This is a genomic window from Halobacteroides halobius DSM 5150 (assembly GCF_000328625.1).
Lineage (GTDB): Bacteria > Bacillota > Halanaerobiia > Halobacteroidales > Halobacteroidaceae > Halobacteroides > Halobacteroides halobius.
This window is the reverse complement of the sequence record NC_019978.1, coordinates 866461-880146: the sequence shown is the minus strand read 5'-3', so window position 1 is coordinate 880146 and position 13686 is coordinate 866461. Positions and strand designations below refer to the sequence as shown.

15 protein-coding genes and 1 riboswitch are annotated in these 13686 nt (G+C 31.6%); of the genes, 3 read left to right on the top strand and 12 right to left on the bottom strand.

Translation table 11 applies throughout. The features are described 5' to 3' along the window. Positions 1-51 precede the first annotated feature (51 nt). Positions 52-1104: a flagellar hook-length control protein FliK gene (gene fliK / locus HALHA_RS04415; RefSeq protein WP_015326590.1), complete on the top strand. Its 1053-nt coding sequence runs from the start codon at positions 52-54 to the stop codon at positions 1102-1104. A 12-nt stretch (positions 1105-1116) separates the two neighbouring features. Beyond that, a complete protein-coding gene (locus tag HALHA_RS04410; RefSeq protein ID WP_015326589.1) occupies positions 1117-1383 on the top strand; it encodes an EscU/YscU/HrcU family type III secretion system export apparatus switch protein in 267 nt (88 codons plus the stop codon). Here the strand turns inward: HALHA_RS04410 and nth are convergent, their stop codons facing one another. Beyond that, the gene (gene nth, locus HALHA_RS04405; RefSeq protein ID WP_015326588.1) at positions 1384-2019 is read right to left on the bottom strand and encodes an endonuclease III; all 636 of its coding nucleotides are present in this window, start codon (positions 2017-2019) and stop codon (positions 1384-1386) included. Between the two features lie 93 nt (positions 2020-2112). On the opposite strand from nth, the gene HALHA_RS04400 reads away from it, so the two are divergent. After that, positions 2113-2454 (top strand): YmaF family protein, encoded by a 342-nt coding sequence (locus tag HALHA_RS04400; protein ID WP_015326587.1) that lies wholly within the window; start codon positions 2113-2115, stop codon positions 2452-2454. Positions 2455-2515: 61 nt separating this feature from the next. On the opposite strand, the gene ribH is transcribed toward HALHA_RS04400, so the two are convergent. The 11 genes from ribH to rsmB all read right to left on the bottom strand — a co-directional run bounded on the left by ribH (position 2516) and on the right by rsmB (position 13666). Then, positions 2516-2989, bottom strand: a complete 474-nt coding sequence (gene ribH / locus HALHA_RS04395; RefSeq protein ID WP_015326586.1) for a 6,7-dimethyl-8-ribityllumazine synthase — start codon at positions 2987-2989, stop codon at positions 2516-2518. Next, the gene (locus HALHA_RS04390; protein ID WP_015326585.1) at positions 2989-4206 is read right to left on the bottom strand and encodes a bifunctional 3,4-dihydroxy-2-butanone-4-phosphate synthase/GTP cyclohydrolase II; all 1218 of its coding nucleotides are present in this window, start codon (positions 4204-4206) and stop codon (positions 2989-2991) included. The genes ribH and HALHA_RS04390 overlap by 1 nt, the downstream gene beginning before the upstream one ends. A 17-nt stretch (positions 4207-4223) precedes the next feature. Next, positions 4224-4880: a riboflavin synthase gene (gene ribE, locus HALHA_RS04385; protein WP_015326584.1), complete on the bottom strand. Its 657-nt coding sequence runs from the start codon at positions 4878-4880 to the stop codon at positions 4224-4226. Between the two features lie 11 nt (positions 4881-4891). Next, the gene (gene ribD / locus HALHA_RS04380) at positions 4892-5983 is read right to left on the bottom strand and encodes a bifunctional diaminohydroxyphosphoribosylaminopyrimidine deaminase/5-amino-6-(5-phosphoribosylamino)uracil reductase RibD (RefSeq protein ID WP_015326583.1); all 1092 of its coding nucleotides are present in this window, start codon (positions 5981-5983) and stop codon (positions 4892-4894) included. Positions 5984-6075: 92 nt separating this feature from the next. Then, positions 6076-6189: riboswitch (FMN riboswitch) on the bottom strand. 50 nt (positions 6190-6239) lie between these two features. Then, positions 6240-6893, bottom strand: coding sequence for a ribulose-phosphate 3-epimerase (gene rpe, locus HALHA_RS04375; protein ID WP_015326582.1), 654 nt, complete (start codon positions 6891-6893; stop codon positions 6240-6242). Position 6894: 1 nt separating this feature from the next. Continuing rightward, a complete protein-coding gene (gene rsgA / locus HALHA_RS04370) occupies positions 6895-7785 on the bottom strand; it encodes a ribosome small subunit-dependent GTPase A (protein WP_015326581.1) in 891 nt (296 codons plus the stop codon). A 30-nt stretch (positions 7786-7815) separates the two neighbouring features. After that, positions 7816-9705 (bottom strand): Stk1 family PASTA domain-containing Ser/Thr kinase, encoded by a 1890-nt coding sequence (pknB, locus tag HALHA_RS04365; RefSeq protein WP_015326580.1) that lies wholly within the window; start codon positions 9703-9705, stop codon positions 7816-7818. A 58-nt stretch (positions 9706-9763) separates the two neighbouring features. After that, complete coding sequence (locus HALHA_RS04360; RefSeq protein WP_015326579.1) at positions 9764-10477, bottom strand: Stp1/IreP family PP2C-type Ser/Thr phosphatase; 714 nt, start codon at positions 10475-10477, stop codon at positions 9764-9766. Positions 10478-10530: 53 nt separating this feature from the next. Further along, positions 10531-11280, bottom strand: coding sequence for an FHA domain-containing protein (locus HALHA_RS12970; protein ID WP_015326578.1), 750 nt, complete (start codon positions 11278-11280; stop codon positions 10531-10533). Between the two features lie 2 nt (positions 11281-11282). Continuing rightward, entirely contained in the window at positions 11283-12314 is a 1032-nt protein-coding gene (gene rlmN / locus HALHA_RS04350) for a dual-specificity RNA methyltransferase RlmN (protein ID WP_015326577.1), read from the bottom strand. Positions 12315-12328: 14 nt separating this feature from the next. Beyond that, positions 12329-13666, bottom strand: a complete 1338-nt coding sequence (rsmB, locus tag HALHA_RS04345; protein WP_015326576.1) for a 16S rRNA (cytosine(967)-C(5))-methyltransferase RsmB — start codon at positions 13664-13666, stop codon at positions 12329-12331. Positions 13667-13686: the final 20 nt, after the last annotated feature.

Below are 13686 nucleotides of genomic sequence, written 5' to 3'. Positions count from 1 at the left end.
TATTCAACCAAATAAAGAATATATATATATGATATTTTAAGGGGGCTTAACATGAAAATAAACAAACTATCGACACTAAAACAGTATAACCCAGATAGTGATAAAATGTCAAACTCTATTCCAAAAAATATAAATAAATTTAATTATAAACGGTTAAATATTACTACCTTACTACATAACTTATCCTTGAATACAACAGAATATAACAAATCAATTGCCAAAGAATTATTAAAAGATAATCTTCCTTTTAATAAACAAACTTTTGCTATGATTAATAACTTTCTGCAAAAAACACAAAATAGTCTGCCAGCAACTACTAAGGATAAAATTAAAATAGCAATTTTATTGAAAAAACTAAATTTGCCTCTTAATTCTAAATTTTTTAAACTATTTAAAGAGTATCCATCTTCTCATCAACAACTAAATAATAGATTAAATCAACTCTTAGAGCAAATAAACTTAAAACAAACAAAAGAAACTCAACAACAAAATAATACAAATTCTAAAAGTAGAAAAAAATTAAAAGCAATTCTTAACAAAATAATAATTGATCACCATAAAGCAACTCCTAAGCAAATAAAAAAATCAATAAAGACTTTAAACTTTAACCCACAGCAACAAAAAATAATTAATCTACTAAAAGAACTTAATAATGCTACAAAAAATCAAACTAAAAGCAACAATAAATTAATCCATCAATTAATCAACTTAAAAGCTATTAATTATGAAACAAATTTTTTACACTTATTACTTCCAATCACAATTGGCAAACAAGCCGATTTAGTCCAGATAAAAATTGATCAAGATAATCAAGAATCAGAAAAAGACGATCAACGTTTAAAATTTTCCTTTGCGGTTAATACTGCAAATTTAGGTAATATTGAAGTAAAAGTAAAAATCAAACAAAAAAGTGTTCATACTTTATTTCTAACTGATAATTCAGAAACAAAAAAATTGATTAAACAAAAGTTAAATAGATTGAAAGAAAAACTAAAAGAAAAAAATTATAATTTGAGTTATTCTGACTGTAAATTAGCAGATAAAAATTTTAAAAATAACAAGATGCAAAAACTAGAAATTACTAGTATAGATTTAACGATTTAAAGGAGGGGAATAATGGAAAACAAAGATACTAAAGAAGCTATAGCCTTAAAATACAATATTACTCAAGATAACGCGCCAAAAGTTATAGCTAAAGGCACTGGAAATTTAGCTCAAGAAATTATTAAAACAGCTCAAGAAAATGATATATCAATTAAGGAAGATGATGATCTAGTAAAAGTATTATTACAATTAAAATTAGGTGCAGAAATTCCTGAAGAACTCTATGAAGTTGTCGCTGAAATACTAAGTTTTGTTTTTGAAATAGAAGACTTAAACTAATTAATTATAATAATTACAATATTCATTAATAATACATTCGTCACACTTTGGAGTTCTAGATTTACAAATATTTCTACCATGAAAAATTAACCAGTGATGGGCCAAAGACCATAAATTCTGTGGTATAACCTGCATTAATTCTTTTTCTGTTTCTTCTACATTATCGCTACCTGCCAATCCAATTCTATTAGCTACTCTAAAAACATGAGTATCAACTCCAATAGCATCCTTGTCAAAAGCACAACTTAATACTACATTAGCTGTTTTACGTCCTACCCCACTTAATTTCATTAATTCACTTCTACTTTGTGGAACTTTTCCATCATAATCTTTAATTATCTTTTGTGAAGTCTTTACAAGATATTTACTCTTATTTCGATATAATCCTACCCCTCTAATATAATCTTCTAATTCTTGAGGCTCTAATCTAGCAAAATCTTTTGGGCTTTTTAAATCTTTAAATAAATCCTTAGTCACTTTATTAACCTGTTTATCTGTTGTTTGAGCAGAAAGAATTACTGCTACTAATAATTCAAAGGGATTACTATACTGTAGTTCTGTTTCAGGATCAGGATATATTTGCTCTAATCTCTTTAGTATATCTTTAGTTTCTTCTTTAGTCTTTAACTCTTTCATCTTACTTCCTCCTTGCATTTTATTTATATTGAATAATTAATAGTAACATTAAATTATTACCAGCATATTATAAAACTAGAAAGGAGGGGAAATATGGGAAATTACCACAGAGATAGAAATAGAAGAAGGTATCCAGACTGTCCAAGAGCTGAACATGTGCATAACTATAATGATACTACTTCCTACAATGATCAACATCGCCACGGATATAGAGGAATTACAAGCCCTCCTATTTATACTAATAACACACACTATCATAATTACCAAGGTACAACTACAGTTAATGATAACCACCAACACAGGTACGAAGGAAAAACAGGACCTGCTATTCCAACTCCTTATGGGCACACCCACACTATATATGGTAGAACTAGTCTTGATGATCAGCATAGACACAACTATGAAACTAGAACATCTAGTCCTATACAAGATTAAATCCTCAATTTTGGAAAAGGGCCATCCACTTGGATAGCCCTTTTCTACTAAGAAATTTTAATTATAATTCGCTCATTAAATTTGCCATCTCTAAAGCTCCCATTGCAGCTTCCCAACCTTTATTTCCTGCTTTAGTACCTGCTCTTTCAATAGCTTGTTCAATAGTATCTGTAGTAATAATCCCAAACATAACTGGTAAATCTGTATCAAAACTAGCTTTAGCTATTCCTTTAGATGCCTCAGAACATACATAATCAAAATGAGGAGTATCACCTCTGATTACTGTTCCTAAACAAATAACTGCATCATAATTTCCACTACTAGCCATCTTTCTTGCCACTAATGGAATTTCAAAAGCACCTGGTACCCAAGAGACTTCAATATCCTCCTGAGCAACTTTATGTCGTTTTAAAGCATCTAAAGCTCCAGTTAATAATTTACTAGAGATAAATTCATTAAATCTACCTACTACAACTCCAAATTTTAAACCTGAACCTACTAAATCTCCTTCATATACTTTACCTATGTTTTCCATTATTTATTCCTCCTTAATAGCTCTTGATTTAACATATGACCTAATTTTTCTTTTTTAGTATTTAGATAATCTTTATTAACATCATTGGCTACTATCTGATGGGGAACTCTTTTTGTAACTTCTAAACCATAACCTTCTAACCCTACAATTTTACGTGGGTTATTAGTCATTAATTGAATATTACTTAAACCTAAATCAGCTAAGATTTGAGCCCCAATACCATAGTCTCTCATATCATCATCAAATCCCAATTCTCTGTTAGCTTCAACAGTATCTTTTCCCTCATCTTGTAGTTGATAAGCTTTTAGTTTATTAGCTAATCCTATTCCTCTTCCTTCTTGGCGCATATAAAGAACGACTCCCCTACCTTCTTTTTCAATACGTTCTAAAGCCTTCATTAACTGATCTCGACAATCACAACGTAATGATCCTAAAGCATCACCAGTTAAGCACTCAGAATGAACTCTAACTAATACATTCTCTTTATTTTCTATATCTCCTTTAATAATTGCTACATGACATTTATCATCAATCTTAGTCTCATAACCAATAGCTTTAAATTCACCAAATTTAGTAGGTAAATCTACTTGGGCAACACGTTCTATTAATTTATCTTGCTTCATTCGATATTTAATTAAATCTTCAATAGTAATTATCTTTAAATTATGTTCTTTAGCAAACTCCATCAACTCTGGCACTCTAGCCATTGTACCATCATCAGACATAATTTCACAGATCACTCCAGCAGCTTTAGAACCGGCTAATCTAGCTAGATCAACTGCTGCCTCCGTATGCCCAGCTCTTCTTAATACTCCTCCATCCTTAGCCTTTAAGGGAAACACATGACCTGGCTTATTAAAATCAGATGGGTCTACATTATCAGCTAATAAAGCTTGAATAGTCTGAGATCGTTCAAAAGCTGAAATACCAGTAGTGGTATCTTTATAATCTACTGAAACAGTAAAAGCAGTCTCATGACTATCAGTATTTTCTTCTACCATCTGTTCCAAGTCTAATTCTTGTAAGCGCTGACTAGTCATTGGGGTGCAAATTAAACCACGAGCATAAGTAGCCATAAAGTTAATACTCTCTGGAGTAGCATATTCTGCTGCTAGAACTAAATCACCCTCATTCTCTCTATCTTCATCATCTACTACAATTATCATCTTTCCTGCTTTAATATCAGTAATTGCTTCTTCAATGGTATTAAATTTCATATTATTCACTCCCTAGCTTAAGCTAATAAAAAACCATTCTTTCTTAACAAATCCTTATCTATATCATTACCAGTCTTCTCTTCTTCTTGGTAATCAATCATTCGCTGCACATACTTACCTATCATATCTGCTTCTAAATTAACTTGATCACCTACTCCTTTATTACCTAGCACAGTAATTTCAGCAGTATGGGGAATTAAAGAAACTGAAAAAATAGTATCTTTTAATTCGGCTATTGTTAAACTTATACCATCTATTGCTATTGAACCTTTAGGAATAATATACTTTAATAATTCAGCATTAGGCTTAATAGAAATAATAACTGCCTTGTCTTCTCTTTGCTCTTTAACAATCTCCCCTAAGCCATCAATATGCCCTGAAACTAAATGGCCTCCTAATCTATCTCCTACCTGCAAAGCCCGTTCTAAATTAACTTGATCTCCTGTTTTTAATTGACCAAGACTAGATTTGCGCATTGTCTCAGGCATTACATCTACACTAAATTGCTGTTGATCAAAGTTAGTCACTGTTAAACACACACCATTAGTAGCAATGCTATCTCCTATTTGAACATCATCTAATACCTTATTAGCTTTAATAGTTAATTCAATCGATTTACTACCTCGGTTAATTCTTTTTATTATTCCTAATTCTTCTACTATTCCTGTAAACACACCAACACCTCCTACTTATAATCTGGATAACCTATCATTAATATATCATCTCCAACTTCTTTAATTGTCTTAATATCAAGTTTGACTCCATCTTTAACCTTCTCTACTCCAGCACCTGTTACTACTGATATAGCTTCGCTACCCCCTATAATTTTAGGAGCTATAAAATAATATAACTTATCTACTAAGTTTGCCTCCCAAAAGGAAGCATTAACTTGACTACCTCCTTCTACTAATAAACTGGTAATTTCTTGCTTGCCTAATTCTTCTAGTAATAGCTCTAAATCAACTGCTTTATTACCAACCTTAACTACCTTAACTCCATTTTTTTCTAACTCTTCTTTTTTCTCTAAAGAAGCCTGATCAGTAGTAGCAACTATTGTTTTAGCCTTAGATTCTTGTTTAATAACTTTTGCTTCAGAAGAAATTCGTAACTTACTATCTAAAATAATTCTAATTGGATCTTGACCACCTTGAGATAACCTAGTTGTTAATCTAGGATTATCTGATAAGACTGTTCCAATCCCTACTAAAATAGCATCTACTTGATCCCTTAATTTATGGACAAATTCTCTTGACTTTGTACCGGTAATCCATTTAGAATCACCAGTTTTAGTAGCTATCTTCCCGTCTAAAGTTACAGCATTCTTTAATATAACAAAAGGTCGTTTAGTCGTAATATATTTAATAAAAATTTCATTTAATTCTTTAGCTTCAACTGCTAATAAACCAACATCTACTTCAACCCCTGCTCGTCTTAATCTTTCAACCCCTTGACCTGCTACCTTAGGATTAGGATCTTTCATAGCAATTACAACTCGTTTAATCCCAGCTTCAATAATAGTTTCAGTACAAGGAGGAGTTTTACCATAATGTGTACAAGGTTCTAAAGTAACATACATAGTAGAGCCTACAACCTCTTCTTTAGCATCTTCTAATGCATTGACTTCAGCGTGAGCCCCACCAGCGTAATGATGATACCCCTGGCCTATAATTTCCCCTTCTTTAACAATTATAGCTCCTACTAATGGATTAGGACTTGTCCTTCCTTGCGCCTGCTTTGCTAATCGTAAAGCCTGTTTCATATATTGTTGATCATTCATTCCATCACCCTCCATCAATCAACCATCATTTAATAAACTAAAAAAAGGCTCCCTAAGTTAATACTTCAGGAACCTTAAAATATACTTGATCTTAACTTCTCCTCCCTGCCAGACTATACTGTCGACTCTGGAATTTCACCAGATCAGCTATTCGCTCGCGGGTTATTACCGCCGGTTAGGATTTGCACCTGTTCCCGAAGAAAGTACTATTATTAAATTTTACTTATTTTTATTATACTAGTCTTTATTTAATAAATCAAACCTTATTTTTAACTTTTAAACCAGCAATAACTTGACTTCTATCATCAGCACCAAAAATAGCTGAACCTGCTACCAAAACATTGGCCCCAGCTTCTATAACATCTACAGCTGTAGTACCTGGCTTAACTCCACCATCTACTTGAATATCAATATCTAAATTATGATTATCAATCATTTCTTTTAATTGTCTAATTTTAGGAAGTACTTCAGAAATAAAAGATTGACCACCAAACCCAGGATTAACTGTCATTAATAAAACCATATCTAATTCCGTTAGTACATGCTTAATTGCAGCTAAGGGAGTTGCAGGATTTAACGCAACTGCAGCCTTAACCCCTTGCTTTTTAATATTTTGAACAGTTCGATGCAAATGAGGACAGGCCTCAGCATGAACACTTATAATATCTGCTCCAGCTTCAGCAAAATCTGGAATATACTGATCAGGATTCTCGATCATTAAATGAACATCTAACATTTGATTGGTAATATTTTGAATTGAATCTATAACTAACGGGCCAATGGTAATATTAGGTACAAAATGGCCATCCATTACATCCAAATGAAGGTATTCAGCCTCTTTAACTGTTTCAATTTCTTGCTTTAGTTTACTAAAATCTGCTGCTAAAATAGATGGTGCTACTTTAATCATATTATCCCCTCCACCATTCTGCTTCTTTTTCTTCAATTTCTGATAAAAATTCTAAATAATGATCATATCGATGTTGAGCAATATTTCCGTTATCTACAGCTTCCTTTACAGCACATTGTGGTTCATGACTATGTGAACAAGAGGAAAATTTACACTGATTAATATAATTAAGCATTTCAACAAAGAAATAATGTAACTCTCTAGACCTAATAAAAGTAATATCAAGTGCACTAAAGCCTGGTGTATCAGCTACCCATCCTCCTCTATCCAAAGACAGCAATTCTACTTTCCTTGTTGTATGTCTCCCACGCTTTATTTTATCACTTACTTTACCAGTTCTTAACTTCAAGTCAGGCTGAATAGCATTTAATAAACTTGATTTACCTACTCCAGAAGGGCCTGCAAAAACAGAAATCTTATCTTGTAAAACTTCCTCTAATTGCCCAAGATTTATTTCTTCTTCAGCACTGGTGTATAAAATATTATAACCAATCTCTTTATAATACTCCATTATCTTTCGAGCTTTCTTAATTCCTACTAAATCAATTTTATTGACACAGATTACAATTTCTAAATCAGCTGCCCTACCTAAAATTAATAATCTATCTAATAATTTAAAATGCAAATCAGGATTAGAGATAGAAACAGTAATCACAACTTGTTCTACATTAGCTATTGGAGGACGAAATAAAGAATTCTCCCTAGGTAGCCTCTCTTCTACTATCCCACTCCCATCATTTAAAATAGCAAATTTTACTTTATCACCTGCAATTACCTCAACATCTCTTTGTTTTAATCTTCCTCTGATCTTAGATTGATATACTTTATCTGTTGTAGCATCATAAACAAAAAAGTATCCACCATGTGCTTTAAGAACTCTTCCTTGCTGCATAATCACTCTCCCTTTTAGTAAATTTAGTTATTATAATCTTTTTTCTATATTTAACCGTCCATCAATATATACTCTAATAATTGCTGAACCTACAGTAATAATCTGTTTTTCAATTCTATCTTTAGGTTGATGTACTTTTTGATAAACAATCCTTCTGCCATTATCATCTTTAACTACAATTTTAACCTCTCTTTTTTGACCTGGTGGAATATAAGTTCTAACAACCGAAGTTTTAACCTGAGCATTATATGGATTTCTAATTCCACTACTAACAATTAATTTTACAGTAGAACCTTCCATTAATTTACTTCCAGCACTTGGCTGTTGAGCTATAATTTCCCCTTTAAGATAATTTAAACTCTTCTTATTGATTATTTGACCTAAGATCAAATTACGTTCCCTTAACTTACTAATTCCTTCTTCTTTTCTTAAACCTACTACACTAGGTACTATTACTTTTTTAGGCTTTCTTCCTTTACTAACTACTAATTGAACTTTAGTATTAGACTCCACTTTAGTTTTGGCTTTAGGTGTTTGAGAAATAACCTGTTCTTCAGGAACTTGATTACTATACTTCTTTGTTATAGTGCCTAATTTCAAAGCTGATTTAGATAAACTCACTTTAGCATACCGTAAAGTTTTATTAGTTAGATTAGGAACTTTTACTAGTTTGGCCCCCTTACTAACTACTACCTCTATTATCCGATTTTTTCTAACCACACTCCCTGACTGAGGGCTTTGTGAGATGATATGATCTTGGGCTACTCTATTGCTATAAGTCTTATAATAGATATCAAATCTTAAGCCTTTTTTCTCTAATTCTTCTTTAGCTTCCTGGAGGTCTTTTTTTATAATATTAGGAACAGTTACTTTAGGAACAGTTAAATAGTCCATTAAAAAGTAATAACCAGTTCCTAATACAATAGTTAAAATAAGACCTATTATTCCTAAAGTGAAAAATAACCCTCTACCTTTTTCATTGTTTTCCTCTTTTGATGCCACTTTTGAATCATCCTCTAAATCTTGATTTTCTTCCTTACTATTAATTTTATCTCTAGAAATTACCATTGTTTCTTGATTAGATACTCTTTGAGCAGTATCTAAATCATTAGAAACTTCTTTTAAATCACGCAACATCTCAGCTGCTGAATTATATCTATCCTTAGTTTCTTTAGCCATAGCTCGCAAAATGATTTCTTTCAATTTATCAGGTATATCAGCATTTCTCTTTTTAGGCGAAGGAGGCTCCTCTTCAACATGCTTTAAAGCTATAGATACAGAGCTTTCACCACCAAATGGTACTTCTCCAGTTACTAATTCATATAAAACAATCCCTAGGGAGTAAATATCAGATTTAGTACTAACTTTTTTCCCTTCAGCTTGCTCAGGAGAAAGATAATGAGCAGAACCTAAAATAGAACTAGTCTGAGCCATAGTTGCATCTGTTACTGCCTGTGCAATCCCAAAATCAGTTACCTTCACTGTATCATCTTCTGTTAATAAAATATTATGTGGTTTTATATCACAATGAACAATATTATTGCGATGTGCTTTAATTAAAGCTCGACATACACCCTTAGTAATTTTAACTGCTCGATCTAATTCTAACCTTCCTTGTTTCTTTAAAACCTCTTTTAAATCATAACCAGTAATATACTCCATTACTATATAATGTAGATTATCTTCTTGACCAATATCAAAAATATTAACAATATTAGGATGAGACAAACTAGCTACCGCTTTAGCTTCATGATTAAATCTTCTTACTGCCTTTTTATTATCAGCAAATTGTGGTTGTAATACCTTAATTGCTACTTTACGGTCTAATAATTTATCTTTACCTAAGTAAACAATAGCCATCCCACCGGCACCAATTCTCTCTAATAATTTATATCTTCCATTTAAAACTCTTCCAATCATCCCTGTCACCCCAAAAGTTAAACTGACAATTTTATATGACTAGTACAAATAAATTAACCTACTTAATTTGATAGAACAAGACTGTAATATTATCGTAGCCTCCTGCTTGATTAGCCATATCAACCACTTTATTTGCCTTATCTTGTAATGTAGAATTTTTGTTGATCACCTTAATTAAATCTTGCTTAGATAACATTTCTGTTGCTCCATCCGAACAGAGTAAAACTAAATCTTTATCCTTTAATTCTAGCTCTATTATATCCACTTTAACTTCCTGATTTGTTCCTAAAGCTCTGGTTAATAAGTTTCTCTTAGGATGTTTATCAGCCTCTTGTGAACTAATTATATTCTTTTTTACTAATTCATTTACATACGAATGATCATTAGTAATTTGTTTTAATTGATTTTCAGAATATAAGTAGGCTCTACTATCACCAACATGCCCAATTATTAATATTTTATCTTTAATTATCCCCAAAGTCAAAGTAGTACCCATTCCATTATATTTTAAATTATCATTAGCCTTTTGTAAAATCTTTTTATTAGCTAATTTAATACAATTATCAATATCAGTTTTTAAATTCGATTTGGTAAACTCATAATTCTCTACTACTTCAATAGCTACAGAACTAGCGATTCTACCTCCCTGATGTCCCCCCATACCATCTGCTACCGCAATAACCTTTAAATCATCTTTAGTAGTCATTGTTAAATAATTATCTTCATTCTTATCTCTAACCTTTCCCCGCTCTGATCGAACTCCACAGCTCATAATCTCACCTCACTTAAACATTACCTGAAATTATAGTAATAATATATGTCTACTTAATCTACTTTACTACAACAAAATTCTAATATAGCTTCTCCTAATTTGATTTTATCTCCATCAGTTAATTGCTTTTCTGTTATAAATTCATCATTCACCAACACACCATTAGTACTATTTAAATCCCGCACTAAATAATAATATTTTTTATCGATAATTTGAGCATGAACTCGAGATACACTACGATCAGATATAACAATTTCATTACTTAATTGACGTCCAATGTTAGTTTCAACTGAATCAAGCACAAAAGAAGCTTTTTCTTTATTATCTATTAACAATCTAAGATAAGCTTCTTTACGTTTTAATGGCTTAATTTTAATAGTAGAGGTGTGATCTTCTTTCTTTAAATCAGAAATTCCACCTTGAAATGTTTTAGTTTCATGATTAAATGTTCTATCATTTATCGAAGCAATCCTAAATTCTCCTTTTATAACTATTTTCTTACAATCCTTATCTAATTTAAAATCAAGTCTTAAATTATTGCGCAATTTAAATTCTTCATCTTCAATATAAGATTTAATTGTTTGGTAGACTTTAGATTTTAGTTTGTTATTAATTTGTTTGCTTTGAGATTTTGCAATACTAATTTGGTAATAATCAGGAACATAGATCCCCCTTTTACCTCGTCTTTGTTTATTCTTCATTTCAGATATAATCTTAGTGATTAAACTTTGTCTAAAAGAAGTTCTAGGATCATCTGAGAACATACTTTTTACCTTTCGAGTCAGTTTAGATCCAAACTTCATTTTTAGTCCTCCTTAGCTTGTAATTGACCACAAGCTGCATCAATATCAGCTCCTCTTTCAGTCCTTATGCTGACAGGGATCCCCTGATTATCTAACTCTTCTTTAAATTGTTTAATTGCTTTATTACTAGGATTGCTATAGGAGAGTTTTTCTACTTTATTAATCGGGATCAAATTCACATGAACTAATTTATCAGCTAGTAAAGTAGCTAATTGTTGAGCATGCTTTCGAGAATCATTGACCCCTGCTACTAAAGCATATTCAAATGTTACTCTACGATTAGTTTGTTGAATATAATATACACAGGCCTCCATTAAATCATGAATAGGATATCTATCATTTACAGGCATCATCTTACTACGTAATTGGTTATTAGGTGCATGGAGTGAAATCGCTAAAGTAAGCTGCAACTTCTCTTCTGCTAATCTTCTTATTTCAGGAACTAAACCGCAAGTAGATAAGGTAACTTTTCTCATTCCTATATTTAATCCTAAATCATGATTGATTAGCTCAAGAGCCTTTAAAACTTGCTTATAATTGGCTAGTGGTTCTCCCATACCCATTAGTACTACATTAGTAATTTTAGTTTCTTTAATCCGTTCAACTTCTAAAATTTGATTAACAATTTCACCAGTAGTTAGATTACGACTTAACCCTTGTAACCCTGTAGCACAAAAATTACATCCCATAGCACAACCAACCTGAGTAGATATACAAATGCTCTTTCTTCCCTCTTGCACAGGAAGATAAACCGTTTCAATTTTTTTCCCATCCTCAAGTTCAAACAAATACTTTTCAGTTCCATCAGCCGACTCTTGACTAGCTATCAACTCTAGTTTTCCTATAGTAGTCTTCTTGGCTAATTTATTGCGCAAATTTTTAGATAGATTAGTCATCTGATTAAACTCATTTACTTTTTTATCATATAGCCAACTGAAAATTTGCTTGGCCCTAAAACTAGCTTCACCTAATTCTTTTATTATTTCTTCTAATTCATTAATACTTTTTCCCAATAAATTTATTTTTTCTACCATTACTATTCCTTTCTTTATTCTTTGGTTAATTTAGCAATAAAAAAGCCCTCCCAGCTAGATGTATCAGGAACTATCTTTAAATATCCAGTTTGATAATAATCTTCTAATCCATAAGTAACAGCTTGAGATTTTAGATCAACTATTGAAAAATCTGGATTGTCATTCATAAATTTTTTAACCACTGCTTCTGTCTCTTCAAAAGTAAAAGTACAAACTGTATACAATAACTCTCCACCAGGTTTTAAGAAGGAGGCAGCATTATTTAATAGCTCCAATTGTAATTGTTGTAATTCTTTTAAATCTTGTGGTTTTTTATGCCATCTAATCTCCGGCTTTTTAGCCATAATTCCTAAACCAGAACAAGGAGCATCTACTAATATCTTGTCTGCTTGTTGAGTAAATGAGATCTCTCGTCCATCATCACAATAAAATTCTACATTATTAATGCCTAATCGTTGGCAATTTTCTTTAATTAAATTTACTTTTGCTTTATGGAGTTCAACTGCATTAATTTGACCCCGATTTTCCATTACTTGGGCCAAATGAGTAGTCTTACCCCCAGGAGCACTACACAAATCAACTACTAAATCATCCTCTTGGGGCTTTAATAAATGGGCTACTAACATTGAACTTAACCCTTGTACTATAAAATTCCCTGCTTGAAAACTATCTATACTAGCAATCGCAGGATAGTCTAGTAAATTAACTGCTTCTTTAACTTGGCTAACCTCCTTAGCACTAATTCCTTCCTCTTCTAATTTAGATATCAGTTGTTCACTATCTAACTTAAGAGTATTGGTTCTAATTATCATTGGTGGGATTTGATTAAGGGTTTGACAGATTTTAATTGTCTTTTCTGTACCAAAATATTTTCTCCACCTTTGCACTAACCATTGAGGCTGAGAATACTTATATCTAATATATTGGACTGGATCTTCCTCTAAAGATGGATAAGTAATCTCCGCTAAGTTACGAATAATATTTCTTAAGATACCATTAATAAATTTAATTGCTCCCCGATTACAATGAGCTTTAGCTACTTCTACTGTTTCATTACAAGCTACAGGATTAGGGATTCTATCCAAATAATTAATTTGATAAACTCCAAGCCGTAAAGCATTTCTAACCCAAGGAGTCATCTTCTTAACCTTACGATTAGCGAATTGATTAATTACCCAATCTAAACTATTCCTCCATCTTGTAACTCCATAAATTAACTGAGTTGCTAAACTACGGTCTCTTTTATCTAAATTTGATTCTTGTAATAATTTATTGACTACCAAATTTGAATAAGCTTCTTCTTCATTAATTCGATAAATTCCTTGTAAAGCTACTGACCTTGCTCGCTTCATAATTATCCTCCATAGATTCT

Coding starts and splice junctions, on each gene's coding strand:
- fliK (WP_015326590.1), top strand. CDS start 52: ATGAAAATAAACAAACTATCGACACTAAAACAGTATAACCCAGATAGT.
- HALHA_RS04410 (WP_015326589.1), top strand. CDS start 1,117: ATGGAAAACAAAGATACTAAAGAAGCTATAGCCTTAAAATACAATATT.
- nth (WP_015326588.1), bottom strand. CDS start 2,019: ATGAAAGAGTTAAAGACTAAAGAAGAAACTAAAGATATACTAAAGAGA.
- HALHA_RS04400 (WP_015326587.1), top strand. CDS start 2,113: ATGGGAAATTACCACAGAGATAGAAATAGAAGAAGGTATCCAGACTGT.
- ribH (WP_015326586.1), bottom strand. CDS start 2,989: ATGGAAAACATAGGTAAAGTATATGAAGGAGATTTAGTAGGTTCAGGT.
- HALHA_RS04390 (WP_015326585.1), bottom strand. CDS start 4,206: ATGAAATTTAATACCATTGAAGAAGCAATTACTGATATTAAAGCAGGA.
- ribD (WP_015326583.1), bottom strand. CDS start 5,983: ATGAATGATCAACAATATATGAAACAGGCTTTACGATTAGCAAAGCAG.
- rpe (WP_015326582.1), bottom strand. CDS start 6,893: ATGATTAAAGTAGCACCATCTATTTTAGCAGCAGATTTTAGTAAACTA.
- rsgA (WP_015326581.1), bottom strand. CDS start 7,785: ATGCAGCAAGGAAGAGTTCTTAAAGCACATGGTGGATACTTTTTTGTT.
- pknB (WP_015326580.1), bottom strand. CDS start 9,705: ATGATTGGAAGAGTTTTAAATGGAAGATATAAATTATTAGAGAGAATT.
- HALHA_RS04360 (WP_015326579.1), bottom strand. CDS start 10,477: ATGAGCTGTGGAGTTCGATCAGAGCGGGGAAAGGTTAGAGATAAGAAT.
- HALHA_RS12970 (WP_015326578.1), bottom strand. CDS start 11,280: ATGAAGTTTGGATCTAAACTGACTCGAAAGGTAAAAAGTATGTTCTCA.
- rlmN (WP_015326577.1), bottom strand. CDS start 12,314: ATGGTAGAAAAAATAAATTTATTGGGAAAAAGTATTAATGAATTAGAA.
- rsmB (WP_015326576.1), bottom strand. CDS start 13,666: ATGAAGCGAGCAAGGTCAGTAGCTTTACAAGGAATTTATCGAATTAAT.